The following is a 20853-nucleotide window of genomic DNA, read 5'->3' as shown; positions in this document are numbered from 1 at the left end:
GAGCACATCATGACCACCACCACCGCCACCGCCGTTCCTGCACAGGTAATTCCTCTTCCCAGCCGCAAGCGCATCATCGTGCGCGCCGTGCTGGCCGCCATCGCGCTGGGCGCCATCGGCTTCGGCTATCACTGGTGGACCGAAGCGCGGTTTTTACAGGACACCGACGACGCCTACGTCGGCGGCAACGTCACCGTGGTCGCGCCCAAGGTGGCCGGCTATATCGCCAAGCTGGAAGTGACGGACAACCAGCATGTGCATGCAGGCGACGTGCTGGCCCGCCTCGACGGCCGCGACTACCGCGCCGCGCTGGCCAAGGCCGAAGGCGCGGTCGCGGCCGCGCAGGCGACGCTGGCCAATCTCGACGCCACGCGCCAGTTGCAGGAAGCGGTGATCGGCCAGGCGCGCGCCGGCCTGGCAGCCAGCGGGGCCGAGACAGCCCGCGCGCGCGACGACCAGACGCGCTATAAAAACCTGTCCGCCAAGGCCGCCGTGTCGCTGCAAAGTTCGCAGAAGGCCGACGCCGAATACAAGCAGGCGCTGGCCGGCGATCAAAAGGCGCAGGCGCAGCTGACGGCGGCGCAGCGTGAGCTGGACGTGATCGGTACGCGCAAGCTGCAGGCGCATGCGGCGCTGGAGCAGGCCGTGGCAGAGCGCGATATCGCCCGGCTCAACCTGGAATACACGGTGCTGCGCGCGCCCATCGACGGCGTGATCGGCAACCGCCGCGCGCGTAGCGGCGCCTATGCCACGGTAGGCAACCAGCTGTTGTCGATCGTGCCGTCCAGCGGCTTGTGGGTGGATGCCAACTTCAAGGAAAACCAGCTGGCCAAATTCAAGCCGGGACAGCGCGCGGACATCGTGGCCGACGTGATGCCGGGGCATGTGTTCCATGGCACCGTGGCCAGCCTGGCGCCGGCCACGGGCGCGCAGTTCAGCATCCTGCCGCCGGAAAACGCGACCGGCAACTTCACCAAGATCGTCCAGCGCGTGCCGGTGCGGATCGTGCTCGATGAGCGCGACGCGGCGGTGGCCTTGCTGCGCCCCGGCCTTTCCGTGGCGGCGGAGATCGACGTGCGCAGCGAGGGCGGCAAGCCATGAGCGCGGCCGTTTCAGTCGGCGCGCCTGCGAAGGCCGCACCGGCACCGTGGACACCGCCGCAGCTGACGATGTCGCAGAAGGTGCTGGCCTTCGCCACCATGTGCGTCGGCATGTTCATCGCGCTGCTGGACATCCAGATCGTCTCGGCCTCGCTCAAGGACATCGGCGGCGGCATCTCGGCCGGCGCCGATGAAACCGTGTGGGTGCAGACCAGCTACCTGATCGCCGAGATCATCGTCATCCCGATGTCCGGCTGGCTGTCGCGGGTGGTGTCGACGCGCTGGCTGTTCGCCGGCTCGGCCGCCGGCTTCACCATCGCCAGCATGCTGTGCGGCGTGGCCTGGAACATCGAAAGCATGATCGCCTTCCGCGCGCTGCAGGGCTTCATCGGCGGCTCGATGATACCGATGGTGTTCACTTCGGCGTTCTACTTCTTCGCCGGCAAGCAGCGCGTGATCGCTGCCGCCACCGTGGGCGCGTTGGCCTCGCTGGCGCCGACGCTGGGACCTACCGTCGGCGGCTGGATCACCGACAACTTCAACTGGCACTGGCTGTTCTTCATCAACCTGGTGCCGGGCATCTTCGTCGCCGTCGTGGTGCCGATACTGGTCAAGATCGACCGTCCCAACCTGTCGCTGATACGCGATGCGGATTATTTCGGCATCGTGCTGATGTCGCTGTTCCTCGGCTGCCTGGAATACACGCTGGAGGAAGGCCCGCGCCTGGGCTGGTTCGGCGACCACGTGATCCTGACCACGGCGTGGGTGGCCGGGCTGGCGGGCATAGGCTTCGTCTGGCGCAGCATGGTGTACGAGCATCCCATCGTCGACCTTCGCGCGCTGAAGGACCGCAACTTCGCGCTGGGCTGCTTCTTTTCCTTCGTCACCGGCATCGGCATCTTCGCCACCATTTACCTGACGCCGCTATTCCTCGGCCGGGTGCGCGGCTTCAGCGCGCTGGAGATCGGACTGGCGGTGTTTTCCACCGGCGTGTTCCAGATCATGTCGATTCCGTTCTACTCCTACCTGGCCAACCGCGTCGACCTGCGCTGGCTGATGATGGTCGGGCTGGCGATGTTTGCGCTGTCGATGTGGAACTTCGCGCCGATCACGCACGACTGGGGCGCGCAACAGCTGCTGCTGCCGCAAGCCCTGCGCGGCATGGGCCAGCAGTTCGCCGTGGCGCCGACCGTGACGCTGACCCTGGGCGGGCTGGCGCCGGAGCGCCTGAAGCTGGCCTCCGGCCTGTTCAACCTGATGCGCAACCTGGGCGGCGCGATCGGCATCGCTGCCTGCGCCACCATCATCAACGACCGCACCAATATGCACTTCCTGCGTCTGGCAGAGCATCTGAACAGCGGCAACGAGGCGATGGCGCAGATGCTGTCCGGCGCCGGCGGCAACCTGCTGGCATGGGGGCTGGATGCAGGCAGCGCGCAGGCCGGCGCGCTCAAGCAGTTATGGTCGCTGACGATACGCGAGGCGCAGACGCAAACCTTCAGCGACGTGTTCCTGTGCGTGATGGCCTGCTTTGTCGTGGCGACGGCGATGGTGCCGCTGATGCGCAAGGTGGCGCCGCCGAAGGCGCCGTCAGCCGACGCTCACTGACTCCAGCCACGGCTTGCAGGCCTGCCACTGCTGCTGCGTGAGCGTGGACATGGCGGCGGAGGCGTCCAGCATGGACTGTACCCAGTCGTCGCGCCGGCCGTAGGCGATCAGGTCGTCGGCGTTGGCGGCGCCGCCGCGGCCGGAGGCGCGCAGCTGGTCCCAGGCCAGGTTGCAGCCCATGGTGGCGATCACGTCTTCCAGGCGGCCCGGCTTCCTGCCGTCCAGATCCACGCGGTCTTCCGACGGCTGCAGGCCGCGTAGCGTGCAGGAGCGGCCGTCCATCGACACCGCGTGCAGGAAGGCGTGATCGACCGCCTGCATGCGTTTCTGCACCGTGACCACGCGGGTGGCCTGGTCCGGCCAGATGGGCTGCCTGAAGTGCATGGCGGCCAGGTGCGGCGCCAGCACCGACGGCTTGCATTCCTTGATGTCCAGCAGGTAGTTCCCGTCGGGAGAACCCTTGCCCTCCACCAGCACGACAAAGCGCATCAGCCCCAGGCTGCCGGTTCCGGCGATGCGGCGCGCGGCGTCGAGCATGGTGTAGAAGCCGGCATCGTCCTGTGTCGCGGCGAAGTCGCGCATGAAGGACTCGATCTTTTCGCGCTGGCCCGGCAATAGCGGCAGCGCCTTGGCGCCGTCCAGCTTCAGGCTGCGGCGCTGGCCTTTGCGCTCGGTGCGCTTGTCGAGGAAGTCGGCGCGCTTGCGCGTTTGCAGCTCGCACAGCAGCGTATTGATCAGGCCTGTGCTGGTTTCCCGTTCGACCCAGCGCGGCTTGCCCTCGGCCAGCGCGGCGCGGTAGGCGTCGGTGCACCGGCGCGACAGCGCCACCGCGTCGCCGGCCGCTATCTTCATGGTCTTGGCGCCGCACTGGATGCTGGCCAGCAGCCGCACCAGGTCCCAGCTGGCGGGCGCCAGCGCGCCTTCGTCGAAATCGTTGATGTCGAAATAGACCTGGCGGTTGTCGCCCTTGTAGCTGCCGAAGTTTTCCACGTGCAGGTCGCCGCAGCTCCACGCCAGCGGCGCCTTGCGGAACAGGGCGTCGTCCGGCAGCGCGTCGTAGAACAGGTGGTCGGCGCCGCGCAGGAACAGGAAGGCGTCTTGCGCCATCTTGCGGTACTTCATCGCCAGCAGCTCTGGATCGCGGCCGGCGTTGTGGGCTTGCAGGGCGGTGATCAGTGCGTTTGCCGGCATGGCGGCCTCCTATCGGTAACGGGCCAGGATCTGGTCTATGCTGCCGTCCTTGAGCATGGCGTCGATGACGCGGTTCGCTTCGGCGAACGGCACCTGCGATTTGCGCGAGAACGCGCACTGCGCCTTGAACGAGGAGAACACCAGCTCCGGCCGCACCTTCAGCCCGGGATGGATGCGCTGCTGGTACAGCAGCGTGGTCTCGCCCACCATCGTGTACTGTGCCTTACCTTCGACCATGCGCTGGACGTTGAGTTCCATGCTGGCCGAGTCGGTGCGGGCGAAACGCTTGCCCAGCACCCGTTCGACGCGCGGATAGCGGTAACCGGCCACGGTGCCGATGGGTTTGTCCTTCAGATCCTTGAGGGAGCGCAGCGGCGGCGCGTCGACGAGGCCGACCACCATCTCGTTGTCGGGCAGCAGCGGCGTGCTCCAGTCGTAGTCGCCGTCGATCCAGAACGGCAGCACGTAGCACATGGCGTCGGCCCGGCCGCCGGCGAGCGCCGGCGTCACGCTCGGCACGTCGACGCTGATGTAGACGGCGCGCCGGCCCAGCCGCTGCGCCAGCGCGTCGCCGAGGTCCTTGATGATGCCGCCGGCCAGCGCGCCGTTCTGGAAGCGGACGATGGGCATGGTCTGGTCCAGCGGCGCCAGCATCACCAGCTCGCCCGGCGCGGCATGCGCGGCCGGCGGCAGCAGGGCCGCCAGCAAGACTGTCAGCAGGGGCAGGACTGGTTTCGGCATGCGCGCTTTCGGGTTCTCCGGGAGAGTTCAATTATAGACGCTGCATGCGGCGTGCGGCACTGTCTTCCGACGGGTGGCAATTGGATAGATTTTCCGGATGGAAACTTTGATATCATGTAAAAATCTCAAAATCCGGGCTCTTTATGCCAATCGATTACCGCTCCGCTTCCTCCTACCGCACTGTTGCCGGCGCCGCCGCGCCTGTTGACGACTTCGGCAATACGCCTGCGACCGCCTCGGCAGTGGCGCTCGATGCCACCGTCAACGGCAAGCTGGAAGCAGACGGCGACCATGACGTGTTCAAGGTCCAGCTAGTCGCGGGCAAGACTTACCGATTTTCCGCTGAGGGGCTGAGCCGCAGCGACCCCATTATCGGAGTGGCCGGCGACTACAGTCACCACAATTTGTCCCTGGATATTCTGGACGCGAACCAAACGGGACTTTTTTCCGCCGAAGTCGGCAGGGACCACAATTACTCTTTTACGCCGATGGCGTCGGGCAGCTACTACGTGTCCCTCAGCGCGGTCGCGCAGGACACCGCCGTGCAGGATTACGTTTTCCGCGCCGGCCTGGCTGGCGACAATACCGGTTCGACCATCGCCACCGCCGGCAAGCTCAATATCGGTGGTGCGGCGGCGAAGGGCCAGCTGGAAGACGGCGGTGCCGACCATGACTGGTTCGCCGTGTCGCTGGTGGCCGGCACCAGCTATTGGTTCACGCTAAAGGGGGATGTCGACCGCGCGGGCACCATGGACGCAAGCACCGGCAATCTGCGATTGTTCGACGCCGGCGGCCAGCCGGTGTCGCCGGCTACCGGTCCTGCCAGCTTTTCCGATAACGCCCCGGTTTTGCCCTTCACCGCCACGGTCAGCGGCACCTATTACCTCGATGTCGGCGCCGCAGGGGGGAGCTTCCAGGTCCAGGCCCAGGTGGCCACGCCGGACGAAGCCGGCAGCGATGCCGCCCACGCGGTGACCATCCAGCTTGGCGCCGCGGTCACCGGCTTGCTGCCGGTGCGCGCCGATGCGGACACGTACAAGGTCAGCCTGGTGGCCGGCACCACCTATGTGCTGCAGCGCACGGCAGCCGACGGTGCCCTATGGAACAGCAAACTCGATACTTCGATCTTCAACGCCAACGGCCAGCAGGCGACTCTCGTGGCCGGCACGGTGGGAAACAAGGAATGCCTGTATTTCGTGGCTGACACGACCGGCGTCTACACGTTGACGGTGGGAAGCACGGGCGCGATCGATCCGTCCAGCGGCGGCTACATGTTGAAGCTGATGGCCAACCCTGACGATTATCCGGCTACGATCCAGACTTCCGGCCTGCTGGAACTGTCCAAACCTGTGCATGGAACGATCAGCGTGGGCGACGTCGACTGGGTGAAGGTACATCTGGACGCCGGCAAGCAGTACGCTTTCGATATGCACAGCGCGAGCACGGCTTTAACGGGGAACAGCCTGGATATGCTGGATGCGCACGGCGCTGTCCTGACCAACGCCCAGTCCAGCGTATTCCTTCCGCAAGATGCGGTTCTTGTGTACACCGCCGCCAGCACCGGCGACTATTATCTGTCCACGCATGGCAACCAACCGGGTTTCGACTATACCCTGTCCGAACAGCTGCTGACCGGCGACACTACCGGTCCAGTGCTGAAATCGGTGTCGATCGCGAACGGCGCCACGAATGCGCCAGTCAGTGGCGGTATCCGGTTCGTGTTTGACGAGCCGGTGACCATGGGGGCGGGCTATGGCGCGGTACTGAAGGATGCCAGCGGCAACCCGCTGACCTGGGGTGTTGGCGGGGTGCAAGCGATAGGCAACAACACGTTGCTGGCGGACGTCGGCGGTCCGCTGAATCCGAATACGACCTATACGCTGACCCTTAGCGAGATACGGGACCTGGCCGGCAATCTGTACACGGGCCCCAGCGTCTTCACCTTTGCCACCGGCGCGGACTTGCCGGCCGACCAGCCCGGCAATCTGGCCACGCCCGACGTGCTGGCGGCGGGCGCCACGACAACTGCCTACATCGACAATCAGCTCGACGACGACTGGTTCAAGTTCCACGCCGAAGCCGGCAAGCGCTACGCGGTCACCACCATTGGCGACGCCGTCCGCGGCGTGGTGATCCATGGCGCCAACGGCGAGACGCTGGCGCCGGATGTGCTGCTGAACCGGCCCGCTTCTGCCGACTATGACTACTTCGTCGAAATCTACGGCCGGCCGTTGATCATCGGCGCCTACACGGTTGGCGTAAAGGAAGTCGTCGACGACTACAGCGTCACCGACACCGGCGCCGGCAAGCTCACGCTGGGCACCGCGCTGAACGGCGCGCTGCAATACGCCGGCGACGTCGACCGCTTCAAGGTCACGCTGGCGTCTAATGTTCTCTACAAGATCACGCTCAGCAACGGCGACGCCGCCACGGCCGCCGACAGCGCGCTGGCGCTGAAAATGTTCGACCCGAGCGGCAAGAGCCTGACCCCCGACTATTCCGGCAGCGCCGGCGGCACCATCATGTACCGGCTGACCCCAACCGCCGCCGGCACCTACACGCTGGACGTCGGCGACAGCTACACCCCGCAGCGCGGCTACACCGTCACCGCCACCGCGCTGGTGGACGAGTACGGCAATACCGCCGCCACCGCCGCCGCGCTGGCGCTCGGCAAGCAGATCGCCGGCTCGCTGCAGATCCCGACCGACAAGGACGTGTTCAGCCTGGACCTGGCCGCCGGCGGCAGCTACCTGGTATCGCTGGCGCGCTCGCAAAACTCCGGCGCGACGCCGCACTGGACGCTGACGGACAGCAAAGGCAACGTCGTCGACGCCGATCCCGTCACCGGCACCAAGGACCAGAGCTTCACCGTCGGCGTCGCCGGCAAGTACTACCTGACGGTCGCCAATCCGAGCCCGAATCCTGCCACCGACTGGGACACCGGCTACGGCCTGAAGGTCAGCGCCGTCGTCGACGACTTCGGCGCGGCGGTCGCCACCGCCGGCAAGCTGGCGATCGGTGCCTCCGTCGCCGGCAAGCTGGAGGCGGGCGGCGGCGACAGCGACTGGTTCGCCGTCACGCTGGAGGCCGGCGCCACCTACACCTTCTCGGTCAAAGGCACGCTACAGGAACTGTACGGCGGCGCCGCCACCGATGCGCCCCTGCGCCTGCTCGACGCCAACGGCAAGCAACTGGCCGTGGTCAACCACCCGACCGGCGCCAATAGCGGCAATCCGCCGCTGTCCTACACGGCGGTGACCAAGGGCACCTACTACATCGACGTCGGCATGGGTCACAGCGGCTTGAGCGGCGACTACACGCTGCAGGCGGCGGTGCTCGTGCCCGACGAGTTCGGCAACGACAACGCACATGCGGCCAAGCTGGCCGACGGCATCGTCGTCAACGGCAAGCTGCAGTCGGCGGTCGACCTGGATGTGTTCAAGATCAGCCTGGCCGAAGGTGCGCTGGTGACGATAGACTTCGGCGCCCCCGCCGGCACGACGGCGAAGATGACCGTCACCGACGGCAGCGGGAACGAGATCAAGGGTGCGCTCCATCACGGCGATACCGGCAACGGCGTCTACCTCGACAGCGCCCAATACCAGGTTGGCGCCGCAGGGGACTACTACGTCACCGTCGCCGGCGGCAGCACGCCGCTGCCGGGCGCCGCCTATTCGGTGAAGGCCACCATCGCCGGCGGCGACGACTTTGCCGGCGACGCCAGCACCACCGGCGTGCTGGCGGCCGCCAAGCCGCAGCACGGTACGATCGGTGTGGCGGGCGACGCCGACTGGTTCCTGGCGCACCTGGAGGCCGGCCACTCGTACAGCTTCACGCTGCAGAATGGCGGCACGCTGGCGACGTCGGGCTTCGGCAAGGCCGGCGGGCCCGGCATCGACCTCTACGCGGCGGACGGCAGCGGCGTAGCCACCACGCTGAACACGGCCGATGTGGGCGTGAGCGTGAGCGCCGTCGCGACCGGCGACTATTTCGTCAGCGTGCACGGCAACGCCTATCAGACCGGCAACTACTCCTTGCTGGAAACCGCCAAGCCCACCACCACGGCCGGCGACGACTACGGCGACGCGCGCGAGACCGCCGCCGTGCTCATCCAGGGCAGGAACATCAGCGGCGTGCTGGGCACGGGTACCGACATCGACATGTTCAAGATCGACCTGGTTGCGGGCACGACCTACACCTTCGACAGCGCGCTGAGCAGTGCGCCAAACTCGGCCATCCAACTGAGCCTGATGGCCGGAGACGGCAGCCCGCTCTACAGCACCGACGGGACGACCGTCAGCTACAGCTACACGCCGACGGCCAGCGGCAGCTACTACATGGCGGTGACCGACAGCATGAAGCTCGCGTCCGGCGCCAAATACACGTTGCTGGCCACCGCCACGGTGGACGACTACAGCGCAACCGCCGCCACCACCGGCAAGCTGGCGGCGGCCGGCACGGCGAGCGGCACCGTGCGCGGCAAGCTGGACGCCGGCGGCGGCGACCGCGACTGGTTCGCCATCGGGCTGGACAAGGGCGGCGAATACACGTTCACGCTGGACGGCGCCACCGGCCACGAAGGCAAGAACACCGATGAACAGGGCGGCGCGACGCTGCGCCTGCTCGATGCGAACGGCAAGGTCCTGGCGGAAGCGCTTGCCGGCGGCGGCACCGGCGCCCTGGGCTACGTGCCCACCGCCAACGGCAGCTACTTCCTCGAAGTGGCGGGCGGCGACGGTCACGCCACCGGCGCCTACACGCTCACCGCCGTCAACGACGCCGACGACTACGCCGGCGACGCCACCACCAGGGGCGCGCTGACGGTCGCCGCGCCGGTCAAGGGCATGGTCGGCGGTCCCGCCGATCAGGACTGGTTCAAGGTCCACATGGACGGCGGCAAGACCTACATCTTCGACATGAATGGCGCCAAGGGGCATGGCGGCACGCTGGATGCGGGCAGCGCCGGCACCGGCCTGTTCCTGTTCGACGCCACCGGCAAGACGCAACTGGCCGTCGCCGACGGGCCGAGCGACGCCACCGGCGAAACCCGCATGGTGTACAAGGCGCAAGCGACGGGCGACTTCTACGTTGCCACCTATGGCACGGTCAAGGGCAGCTATACGCTGGCCGAAAGCATGGGCGCGGCCGACACTACGGCGCCGCGGCTGACCGATGCGTCGGTGGTGGACGGCGCCACCGGCGTGCCGCTGGCGAGCAAGTTCCTGCTCGTGTTCGACGACGCCGTCGTCGCCGGCCCGGGCTTGCGCCTGACCGACGAACACGGCGCGACGCTGACGTCTGCCGTCATTACCGCCAGCGGCAACACGCTGAAAATCGACCCGCACCAGAACCTGACGCCGGGCGCCAAGTACACGCTGTCGCTGCCGGAGGGCAGCGTGCTTGACCTGTCGGGCAACCATTACGCCGGCCACGCCAGCTACACCTTCACCACCGTTGCGCCAGCATCCTCGTCTGCCGCCGGCGACGGCAACGACTTCTTCAGCGCCAGCGGCAACGGCCAGAAGATCGACGGCGGCGCCGGTCTCGATACGGTGTTCTACGACGACACCAAGGTGCCGCTGGAAATCTATGTGCAGGACGGCCACGTGACGGTGTACCAGACCGGTGCGGGCGCGGCCGACACGCTGACCGGCGTCGAGCGGCTGCTGTTCCCTACGCACGCGATGGCGTTCGATGTAAGCGGCGCCGGCGGCGAGGCCTACCGCATGTACCAGGCGGCGTTCGACCGCGCGCCGGATCTCGACGGCCTGGGCTTCTGGATCAACGCGCTGGACTCCGGCCACAGCCTGCAGAGCGTGGCGCAAAACTTCCTCGTCAGCGACGAGTTCAAGAAGCTGTATGGCGACGGTGTCAACAACAAGGATTTCGTCACCAATCTGTACCACAACATCCTGCACCGCGAGCCGGAGGCGGAGGGCTTCAATTTCTGGAAAAATGCGCTGGACGTGGGCACCGAGCGTTCCACTATCCTGGTCAACTTCAGCGAGAGCGCGGAGAATCAGGCGGCGATGCTGCCCATTATCGGCAAGGGCTTCGCCTACATCCCCTACAGCTGATGCGGTTGCCGTGGCGCCGCCGCGATTAGAGGCAGGATTCTAATCGCGGCGGCGCGCCTTGTCCTTTCAAGGCTTTGTGCAAGAATGGTAAGCACGAACTCATTGAACGGTAATAACAAAAACATCGTGTTCACCCCACTCGTCATTGCCCCTGCTGCCTCCGCAGCGCCTGCAGCACCCTCCCCATTCGCCTGCCTGACCATTGCCAGCCCGCCGCGCTAGCTTCGTCCACGCACGCACCCGCACCCCCAGCTTTTTCCACAACCGAAAGGTTTGTATGTCTAGCCTGCTTAGCAGTGATGTGATTTCTATCGCCTTGATTTTTGTAGTGGCGTTGTTTGCAGCGCTGTTGCTGCTGAAGATATCCGGGGCCATCAAGTACATCCCCAACGATCGCGTCGGCGTGATCGAGAAACTATGGAGCCCTTCCGGCTCGGTGCAGAACGGCCTGCTGGCGCTGAACGGCGAGGCCGGCCTGCAGCCCGACCTGCGCCGCGGCGGCTTCCATTTCTTCGCGCCGTTCCAGTACCGCGTGCACATCCATCCGATGGTGTCGGTCACGCAGGGCACCATCGCCTACGTATTCGCCCGCGACGGCCTCGACCTGCCGGCCGGCCAGACGCTGGCCGACAACTCGCGCATCGTCGATTTCCGCGACGTGCGCGCGTTCCTGCGCGACGGCGGCCAGAAAGGCCCGCAGCGCATGGTGCTGCGCGAAGGCACACACATCATCAACCCCGCGCTGTTCGTGGTGATGACCGAAGAATCGACCTATTCGATGTCGCTCGACGCGCTGGAAAAGGCTTACTACCAGCAGATGCGCGGCGTGCTCGACGAGCGCGGCGGCTTCAAGCCCGTGGTCATCAAGGAGGTGACCGGCTCGCATGATTCCGACCAGCTGGCCGTGGTGACGGTGCAGGACGGTCCCGGCCTGCTGAAGGGCGAACTGCTGGCGCCGGACGTGGGCGACAGCCACAACGCCTTCCAGGAGCCGGAAAAATTCCTCGCCGCCGGTGGTCGCCGCGGCCGCCAGGAGCGCGTGCTGGTGGAGGGCACCTACTTCATCAACCGCCTGTTCGCGACGGTGGAGTTCATCAAGAAGACCATCATCCCGGTCGGCTTCGTCGGCGTGGTGGTGTCGTACACGGGCCGCACCGGCACCGATTTGTCCGGCGCCGAGTATTCGCACGGCGAGCTGGTGGAGACCGGCTGCCGCGGCGTGTGGCGCGATGCGCTGATGCCGGGCAAGTACGCCTTCAACACCTACGCCGGCAAGATCGAGCTGGTGCCGACCACGAACTTCGTGCTGATGTGGAAGTCCGGCGAGAGCGGCTCCAACTTCGACAAGAACCTGCGCGAGATCACGCTGATCACCAAGGACGCGTTCGAACCGCACCTGCCGCTGTCGGTGGTGGTGCACATCGACTACCGCAAGGCGCCGATGGTGGTGCAGCGCTTCGGCAACGTGGCGCAGCTGGTCGAGCAGACGCTCGATCCGATGGTGTCGTCGTATTTTAAAAACGTGTCGCAGACCAAGACCTTCATCGACCTGATCCAGTCGCGCAGCGAGCTGCAGAACAACGCGTCGAGCGACATGAAGCTGCGCTTCCAGGCGTATTCGCTGGAGTTCCAGGAAGTGCTGATCGGCACGCCGAAAGCCCAGCCCGGCGACAACAAGATCGAGGACATCATGGCGCAGCTGCGCGACCGCCAGATCGCGCGCGAGCAGGTGGAAACCTTCGCGCAGAAACAGATCGCCGCCGACAAGCAGCGCGAGCTGAACGAAGCCGAGCAGCGCGCCGCCAAGCAGAAGGAACTGACCGGCTCGCTGGTGGATATCTCGATCAAGGAGAACCAGGGCTCGGCCAACGTCAAGGCCGCCGAGAAACGCCGCCAGGAAATCGAGTCGCTGGCGCAGGCCGACAAGTTCCGCCAGGAGATGGAAGGCGCCGGCCGCGCCTCGGCGATCCGTTCGGTGGGCGAGGCCGAGGCATCGGCGATCCAGGCCAAGTCCGAAGCGATGCAGGGCGAAGGCGCCGACAAGCAGCTGATGCAGACCGTCATGCTGCGCCTGGCCGAAGCGTTTGAAACAGCCAAGGTGCCGCTGGTGCCGCAAGTGCAGATGGGCGGCGCCGACAGCAACGCCTTCAGCACGCTGCTCGGCCTGATGGGCGCGATCAAGGCCGGCGAACTGGCCAAGACGATCGAACACCAGGCTTGATCGCTTAAGCCCTGAAACGACGTGGCGGGTAACCTCCACGTCGTTTTTTTGCATAAGTTAGGAAAACGATTACCAAAATCGTACACAGTAATTAGAAGATGATAATATTAAAAAATACTAATTTGAGGTAATCGGTTTACTTCTGAAGTGTAACCGACAAAAATTGCCCGAAACCATAAAAACCACCTTAATAGGAGACTTCATGAATCTAAGCAAACTCGCATTCGTGGCGGCGGCCGCCTTGCTGTCGCTGTCGGCCATGGCCCAGAGCAAGCTGGCCATTTCCAACGCCAACATCAGCGCCAGCGCCAGCGACACCAACCTGCCCGTCAACGTCAACGACGGCTCGCTGACGACGCGCTGGTCGGCCGACGCCACCAACGGCGCGCAATGGCTGCAGTACAACCTGGGCGGCTGCTACAACGTCACCTCGCTGAACCTGGCCTGGTACAACGGCGACTCGCGCAAATACAACTTCCGCCTGCAAACCTCGGTGGACGGCAGCGTCTGGACCGACTCCTTCGTCGGCAGCAACAGCGGCACCTCGGCCGCGCTCAAGCCTTACGACATTCCGGATGTATCGGCCAAATACGTGCGCGTGCTGGGCACCGGCAGCGACGTCAACAACTTCGTCAGCCTGCTTGAGCTGGAGGTCTACACCAACGGCGCCGGCAGCTGCAGCAGCAGCGGCCTCAACCCCGGCCTGCCGCCGGGCGGCAACTTCAACCTCTCGCCGTTCACGCTGCAGATGCCGACCGGCTCGTCGGGCAACGTCGACACCGTCAGCGGCTCGCAGCTGGAAGGCGGCTACACCAACCAGTACTACTTCTACACCGACAGCAGCGACGGCGCGATGGTGATGATGGATCCGCAAGTGGGCTGGACCACCTCCGGCTCGCAGCATCCGCGCGTCGAGTTCCGCGAGAACGCGACCTGGCTGACCGGCGGCACCAACGTGCTGGACGCGACCTTGAAAGTGACCAAGGTGCCGAGCAACACCGCCATCGCCCAGATCTTCCAGGGCAACGGCCCGAGCAAGCCGCTGTGCGAACTGCAGTACAGCTCCAGCGGCGCGGTCAAGCTGTTCCTGGAAAACACCAACCAGGGCGGCGGCGGCACCACCACCACGATCGACACGGTACCGCTGGGTACCAAGTTCACCTATCAGATGACGCTCAAGGGATCGACCATCACCGTCAAGGTCAACGGCACCACCAAGACCTTCACGATGGATTCGAGCTTCAACGGCGAAACCTTCTACTTCAAGGCCGGTAATTACGACCAGTCCGCCGTCTCGGGCACGCCGCAGACGACGCCCGGCACCGTCGTGAAGTTCTACGCGCTGAAGATCACGCACTGATAGCAGTACACTGGCAGCAAGGCAGGCTCCCGGCCCAAGTTCCGGGCCGGGAGCCCGCTAATGTACGTGCGCGCACATGCGGCGCGCGATCGGTATGGCACGCTACTCCGTTCTCACCAGACAGGAGGAATCATGGCTACCGAATTGAAAAACACCAACGTTGCGATCCTGATGACGGACGGCGTGGAGCAGGCGGAATACACCGAACCGCGCCATTTCCTGGAGCAGCAGGGCGCCAAGGTCACGCTGATCTCGACCAAGGCCAAGGGCGAGCACATCCAGGCCTTCAACCACATGCAGCCGGGCTCGCGCTACGAAGTGGAGCTCAACGTGCGCGACGCCAATCCGGCCGACTACGACGCGCTGGTGCTGCCGGGCGGCGTGGCCAACCCGGACCAGCTGCGCCTGCACAAGGAAGCGATCACCTTCATCCGCGACTTCGGCCGCGAAGACAAGCCCATCGCCGCGATCTGCCACGGCCCATGGACCCTGATCGACGCCGGCCTGGCCAAGGGCAAGCACATGACCAGCTGGCCCAGCCTGCAAACCGACCTGCGCAACGCCGGCGCCGAGTGGAGCGACGAGGAAGTGGTGGTCGACGGCAAGCTGATCACCAGCCGCAAGCCGGACGACATCCCCGCCTTCAACCAGGCCTTGCAGCAGCAACTGATGGCCGCCTGAGCGGCTTGAACCATGCAACCCAGTCTGCGCATTTTCCTGCTGGCAAACGAGCGCTACGCCCGCGGCGTAAGACGTAGACTGGAATTGCAGTCGGACACCGTTCGACCGCCAGCGTCTTTATCCAGGAGCCCACCATGACACACACACTCGCAGCAGTTTTTGAAACCCGTGCCGAGGCTAACCGAGCCAAGGACGAGTTGATCCACAGCGGCTACGACCGCGACACCATCACCGTGAGCGACTCCGGCAGCGTGGCGGGGACGCCGCGCATCAACGACGACGCCTCCATCCTCGAGAGCATCAAGCACATGTTCAGCAACCTGCTGGGGCGCGAGCATGCGGACCGGCACGTCTATGCGGAAGCGCTGAACCGCGGCCACGTCGTGCTGACCATCCAGACCCACAGCATGGAAGCGGCCGACCGCGCGGCCGACATCGTCGAGGAATTCAGCCCGATCGACATCGACGAGCACGAAACCATGTGGCGCGCCAGCGGCTGGACCGGCGCCGAAGTCCTGCGCAGCAGCGGTGCCGGCATGGCGCAGGGCAGCCTGGGCGCGCAGCAAAGCGCGCCGGAACTGCACGGCATCCTGCCGCGCGAGAAGGCGGTGGACTTCGCCCGCTCCGAGCAGGGGCTGCTGACGCCGGGCTCGATGCAGCGCGGCCAGGCGAAGGCTGAGCCGGCAGTGGTGGCGCCGGCCAGCGTGCCGATCTCCGCGCAGAGCACGGTGCAGCGCAGCGGCATGCGCATCTACCCGCGCGAGACGGGCAAGCCGAACCAGGACAGCCTGGACATCCTGCGCGGCGACGAGAGCGGCGACGATGCCGAGTACTTCCGCTCGCACTGGGAGAAGACCTTCTCGTACACCGGCAACACCTATCAGGAATACGACCCGGCGTACCGCTACGGCGAATCGATGGCCGGCAATCCCGGCTACAAGGACAAGCCGTGGGAGCACGCCGAGCCTGAACTGCGCAGTGACTGGGAAAACAAGCACCCGCAGTCGAGCTGGGAGAAGTTCAAGGATGCGGTGCGCGAGGGCTGGGATCGGGTGACGAAGTAAACATCGCATCGCACCTTGAAGCCGGGGTGGGGCTGGCGTATCGGCGATAATAGCCATTCGTTAACCATCAACGTGGGCTAGCCTCACCCTTGCTTCATGCTGTTTACCACCGACGATGTACGCAGTCAGTTTGACAGCGCCACTTACTCTCGTGGCGCCGATTACCATCGCCGTAACCTGGTCAAGGAGGCCAGTCTCGACGGCGGCGTCATCAAGGGCAAGGTCAGTGGCAACTCGGCCAGCCCCTACCGGCAATCCATCAAGATGGTCTACCGCGGCCAACGGCGCCACTTCGACGGCGACTGCAGCTGCCCCATGGCGCATAACTGCAAGCACGTGGTGGCGGTGTTGCTGGCGGTCTGCGAGGCGGAGGCCGGTGCCGAACTTCTGCGGGCCGACCAGGGGCTGCCTTACGAGATGAGCAAATGGCTGGCCAACGTCGAGTACCAGACTGAATTGGCGCGACGCCAGAAAAAGATGGTCAAGCCGCCTCCCAAGGTCAACCACCGGCTTGTTTTCGTGCTGATGCCGCAGCCGGGCAACGGTCCGCTGCGCTTGGGGATGTACAAAGGACGCATTGCGGCCGACGGCGTAATCCGCACGGCGACGCCGATCAGTGATCTGTATGGCTTCCACAACACGCCACCGGCATTTCTGCGGGAGGAAGATCGCGTTCCAGCCTCGACCTTTATCGGCTTGATGACGAGTATCTGGGGGACCCCGACACTGGAACCGGCCGGTCACGGCGCGGCCCGGCTACTATCGCAGTTGTGCGAGATGGGCGTGCTTTACCAGGCCGGAGACAAGGAGGATCTGCGTTCAGGGCTGCGGCAACTGCGGCACGGCCCAATCCGCGCCGGCCGGTTGGGGTGGCACGCCACCCAGGACGCCCAAGCCAGCCTGCGGCTGCATTGGGAATTCGAGGACGGCGCCGCCATCGAGCACGTGTTGCCGTCCTCGCCGCCGATGTATGTGACGGCGGGCAATATCGGAGCGCTGAACCTGCCCGATGCCTTCGCCGTGCTGTCGATGAAGGAATGGCTGGCATTGGTCGCCGGCGCACCGCGGCTGGCGCCCGCCCATGTGGCGCCGTTCGCCGTCGAACTGCTGTCCACCAGCCTGAAAGGCCTGTTGCCATTGCCCGGGCTGGACGCCGTGTCGCGTACTGGCATAAAGCCCAAACCGGTGCTGACGCTGGGCAGCGCGCCGTTGTATGCCGCGCCAGGCGGCGCGACACATGGGGATTACGGCATGCTGGCCTTCGAATATGACGGCCAGCGCGTAGGTGCCGATCCGCACATCGAGTTGATACGGGCGGGCGATACGGGCATCGAAACAATTGTTCGTCACCAGGAGGATGAAGCAGCGGCGTGGTCTGTGCTGCGGGCAGCCGGCTTCCATGAACCGGCGACGGAGCGGCTGGTGCCGGGAGCCCCGCAAGGCGAACTGCACCTTGCGTCCGAACGCGCATGGCTGGACGTTGTCGGCCAGACGCTGCCGTCATTGCGGGCTCAAGGATGGCTGATCGAACTGGCGCCGGGCTTCCGCTTCGACCTGGCCGGCATCGACGACTGGTATGCGCAGGTGGGCGACGAGGATAGCGGTAGCGCCTGGCTGGAACTGGAGCTGGGCATCGTCGTCAACGGCAAGCAGGTGCCGCTGCTGCCGGTGCTGGTGCAATTGATACGCCAGGCGCCGCGCGATTTCGAACCCGCCGCGCTGGAAGCGCGCGGTGACGACGAGCCGCTGCTGGCCGCCTTGCCGGACGGCGTGCGGGTGGCGCTGCCATGGGGACGCGTCAAGCCCATCCTGCGTACGCTGGGTGAGTTGTACTTCACCGACCGCATCGGCGATGCGCTGCGCCTGCCGGCGCTGGACGCGGCGCGGCTGGCCGAGTTGGAGGCCGTCGCGCAACTACGCTGGATGGGCGGCGAACGCTCGCGTGCGCTGGGCCGCAAGCTGGCCGCGTTCGAGCGCGTGCGGGTGGTGCAGGCGCCGGCCGGCCTGCAAGCGCAGCTGCGTCCGTATCAGGGCGAGGGACTGGCATGGATGCAGTTCCTGCGCGAATACGGCTTGGCCGGCATCTTGGCCGACGATATGGGATTGGGCAAGACCATCCAGACGCTCAGCCATATTCTGACTGAAAAGGAGGCTGGCCGCCTCGACGTTCCGGCGCTGGTGGTCGCGCCGACCAGCCTGATGACCAACTGGCAGGAAGAGGCGGCGCGCTTCACGCCCGGCCTGCGGGTGCTGGCCTTGACGGGGCCGGATCGTCTGCAGCGCTTTGACGAAATCGGCCAGGCCGACCTGGTGCTGACTTCCTACGCGCTGCTGCCGCGCGACGAGGAAGTGTTGCGCCAGCAGCGCTTCCATCTGTTGATACTGGATGAGTCCCAGTACATCAAGAACAGCCGTTCCAAGGCGGCGCAGACCGCCGGCCTGTTGCAGGCACGGCACCGTTTGTGCCTGACCGGCACGCCGATGCAGAATCACTTGGGCGAGCTGTGGTCGCAGTTCCACTTCCTGATGCCGGGGCTGCTCGGCGACGAGAAAATCTTCAACGCCGATTTCCGCAAGCCGATCGAAAAGGACGGCGACGGCGAGCGCAACGCCTTGCTGATACGTCGCATCAAGCCGTTCATGTTGCGGCGGACCAAGGACAACGTGGCCAAGGAGTTGCCGTCCAAAACGGAAATGGTGCGCATGGTCGAACTGGCCGGCGCCCAGCGCGATCTATACGAAACGGTGCGGCTGGCGATGGACAGCAAGGTGCGCGAGGAGATCGCCCGCAAAGGCGTGGCGCGCAGCCAGATCGTCATCCTCGATGCGTTGCTCAAGCTGCGCCAGGTGTGCTGCGATCCGCGGCTGCTGAAGGCCGGCGGCGCGCTAAAGGCCAATGCGCCATCGGCTAAGCTGCAGGTGCTGATGGAACTGGTCGACGAACTGCTGGCCGAAGGCCGCAAGTTGCTGGTGTTTTCGCAGTTCACCAGCATGCTGGCGCTGATCGAGGCGGAATTACAGGCGCGGGCGGTGCCATATGCCTTGCTGACCGGCGACACCGGCGACCGCGCCGCCCAGGTCGACGCGTTCCAGGGCGGCGAGGTGCCGGTGTTCCTGATCAGCCTGAAGGCGGGCGGCGTGGGCTTGAACCTGACTGCGGCCGACACTGTGATCCACTACGACCCGTGGTGGAACCCGGCGGCGGAAAACCAGGCCACCGACCGCGCCTGGCGCATCGGCCAGGACAAGCCGGTGTTTGTCTACCGCCTGATTGCACGGGGCACGCTGGAGGAAAAAATCCAGGAACTGCAACGCACCAAGGCCGGCCTCGCCGACGCGGTGCTGGCCGGTGGCGAAACGCAAGGCTTGCAGATCACGGCGGAGGATTTGCTGGGAGTACTGTCAGGCAGCCTAGCTTAGGCGCGCCGGTATAATGAACCGATTGTCGTCTGAACGGAACAAGCGGTGAGCGAATACCAATACTATGAGTTCCGCGCGCTGGAACAGCCCCTCAGCGCCGCCCAGCGGGCCGAACTGCGCGCCTGCTCGACGCGCGCCGACATCACGTCGACCAGCTTCATCAACGAATACCATTGGGGCGATTTGAAGGCCGAGCCGCTCGACTGGATGGCGCGCCATTTCGACGCGCACGTCTATTCGGCAAATTGGGGTTGTTGCCACTTCATGCTGGGCGTGCCGTTGGAGACCCTGGATCGTGCCACCGTGCTGGAATTTAGCGGCGGCCGGGATCACGGCGGCTACGGCGGCTCGTCATTCGCGATCTCGGAGCAGGAAGGACGCTGGATACTGACCTGGTCGCTGGATCTGGGTAGTGGCGACAGCGAACGCTTTAACTTCGAAGACGGTCGCGACTGGATGGCGCGCTTGCTGCCACTGCGTGAGGAAGTGATGAGCGGAGACCTGCGGCCGCTGTATCTGGGCTGGATGGCGCGGCTCTGCTCGTGCGAGCTGGACGATGAGGCGCTAGAGCCAGCTTCACCGTCCGGCTTGCCCGCGCCGACGCCGGCCCAGGCGGCGCTGACGGAATTCCTGATGCTGGACCCGGATTTGCTGAGTGTGGCGGTTTCCGCCAGCGGGGTGCGGCGCACGGTGGCGCAGATCGAGGAGGGCCGCGAAGCGGCGGAACGGCTGCGTCTGGACAAGGAGCGGCGCCAACGCGCGCGGCGCGAGAAAAAGGCGCAACTGGAGCGGAGCAAGCGGCTGGCGGAGGTGGCGTCGCGGTCGGAGGCAGTCTGGGCGGAAATCGAACAGCTGCTGCTGCGCGCCACCGGCGCTTCCTATACGCAGGCCGAATCGGCCGTGATCGAGCTGGCCCAGGCGCTGGCGGCCGCTGGCCGCCGCGACGAATTCGACGCCGCGCTCGCGCGCCAGCTGGCCGCCAATGGCAAGCGCCAGGCATGGCGCAACCGGTTGCACAAGGCGGGTTTGCTCTGAGCGCCGCCGGGGTGCGCAGTTATTTATTGTCTCAATACAGGGTTACCCCGTCTGCCAGCATATTGTGTTTCAGCTGAGGATCGGCGACGTCATGATGCAGCGAAACATCCAGTCTGAAAAGTATGGGCAGATCGTCCAACGCCATCCAAAGACGTGAGAATTCGGATGGTGTCATCGTGGGTGCCAACACGGCCATATCGATATCCGAGTGGGGGCGAAAGTCGCCTCGCGCGCGCGAACCATAGATCAGCACGCGGTCGATATTGGGAAACTGCGAAAACACCTGCCGCAGCGAATCCAAAATCGGAGCGCTCAGGCCGAATGTCAAAGTCTTGTCCGCTAAGTTTTCCACGTG

At 65.4% G+C, this 20853-nt stretch carries 12 protein-coding genes; 9 read left to right on the top strand and 3 right to left on the bottom strand.

Going from position 1 to position 20853, the window contains the following annotated elements; all coding sequences use genetic code 11:
* Nucleotides 1-9 precede the first annotated feature (9 nt).
* Nucleotides 10-1101: an HlyD family secretion protein gene (locus ACSQ3S_RS00130; RefSeq protein ID WP_436141250.1), complete on the top strand. Its 1092-nt coding sequence runs from the start codon at nt 10-12 to the stop codon at nt 1099-1101.
* A gap of 68 nt (nt 1102-1169) precedes the next feature.
* A complete protein-coding gene (locus ACSQ3S_RS00125; protein ID WP_436144973.1) occupies nt 1170-2708 on the top strand; it encodes a DHA2 family efflux MFS transporter permease subunit in 1539 nt (512 codons plus the stop codon).
* On the opposite strand, the gene ACSQ3S_RS00120 is transcribed toward ACSQ3S_RS00125, so the two are convergent.
* Nucleotides 2691-3899, bottom strand: coding sequence for a DUF2252 domain-containing protein (locus ACSQ3S_RS00120; RefSeq protein ID WP_436141249.1), 1209 nt, complete (start codon nt 3897-3899; stop codon nt 2691-2693). The genes ACSQ3S_RS00125 and ACSQ3S_RS00120 overlap by 18 nt on opposite strands.
* 9 nt (nt 3900-3908) lie before the next feature.
* Nucleotides 3909-4640 carry a substrate-binding periplasmic protein gene (locus ACSQ3S_RS00115; RefSeq protein ID WP_436141248.1) on the bottom strand — a complete coding sequence of 244 codons (732 nt, stop codon included), beginning with the start codon at nt 4638-4640 and terminating at the stop codon, nt 3909-3911.
* A gap of 143 nt (nt 4641-4783) precedes the next feature.
* On the opposite strand from ACSQ3S_RS00115, the gene ACSQ3S_RS00110 reads away from it, so the two are divergent.
* The 7 genes from ACSQ3S_RS00110 (at nt 4784) to ACSQ3S_RS00080 (ending at nt 20498) form a co-directional block, all read left to right on the top strand.
* Nucleotides 4784-10717, top strand: coding sequence for a pre-peptidase C-terminal domain-containing protein (locus ACSQ3S_RS00110; RefSeq protein ID WP_436141247.1), 5934 nt, complete (start codon nt 4784-4786; stop codon nt 10715-10717).
* 328 nt (nt 10718-11045) lie between these two features.
* A complete protein-coding gene (locus ACSQ3S_RS00105; RefSeq protein WP_436141246.1) occupies nt 11046-12938 on the top strand; it encodes an SPFH domain-containing protein in 1893 nt (630 codons plus the stop codon).
* 202 nt (nt 12939-13140) lie between these two features.
* On the top strand, nt 13141-14298 hold the full coding sequence (locus ACSQ3S_RS00100; protein ID WP_436141245.1) for a polysaccharide lyase family 7 protein: 1158 nt from the start codon (nt 13141-13143) through the stop codon (nt 14296-14298).
* 132 nt (nt 14299-14430) lie between these two features.
* The gene (locus ACSQ3S_RS00095) at nt 14431-14979 is read left to right on the top strand and encodes a type 1 glutamine amidotransferase domain-containing protein (protein ID WP_176655877.1); all 549 of its coding nucleotides are present in this window, start codon (nt 14431-14433) and stop codon (nt 14977-14979) included.
* A gap of 134 nt (nt 14980-15113) precedes the next feature.
* A complete protein-coding gene (locus ACSQ3S_RS00090) occupies nt 15114-16043 on the top strand; it encodes a hypothetical protein (protein WP_436141244.1) in 930 nt (309 codons plus the stop codon).
* Between the two features lie 96 nt (nt 16044-16139).
* Nucleotides 16140-19463 carry an SNF2-related protein gene (locus ACSQ3S_RS00085; RefSeq protein ID WP_436141243.1) on the top strand — a complete coding sequence of 1108 codons (3324 nt, stop codon included), beginning with the start codon at nt 16140-16142 and terminating at the stop codon, nt 19461-19463.
* Between the two features lie 45 nt (nt 19464-19508).
* Nucleotides 19509-20498: a hypothetical protein gene (locus tag ACSQ3S_RS00080; protein WP_436141242.1), complete on the top strand. Its 990-nt coding sequence runs from the start codon at nt 19509-19511 to the stop codon at nt 20496-20498.
* A 31-nt stretch (nt 20499-20529) separates the two neighbouring features.
* On the opposite strand, the gene ACSQ3S_RS00075 is transcribed toward ACSQ3S_RS00080, so the two are convergent.
* Nucleotides 20530-20850 (bottom strand): nucleotidyltransferase domain-containing protein, encoded by a 321-nt coding sequence (locus ACSQ3S_RS00075; protein WP_436141241.1) that lies wholly within the window; start codon nt 20848-20850, stop codon nt 20530-20532.
* Nucleotides 20851-20853: the final 3 nt, after the last annotated feature.

The sequence above is a fragment of the Duganella sp. LjRoot269 genome, assembly GCF_964254095.1.
In the GTDB taxonomy this organism is placed as follows: Bacteria; Pseudomonadota; Gammaproteobacteria; order Burkholderiales; family Burkholderiaceae_D; genus Rugamonas; species Rugamonas hordei.
The sequence above is the reverse complement of the archived record's forward strand: the minus strand, read 5'-3'. Positions and strand labels throughout refer to the sequence as shown.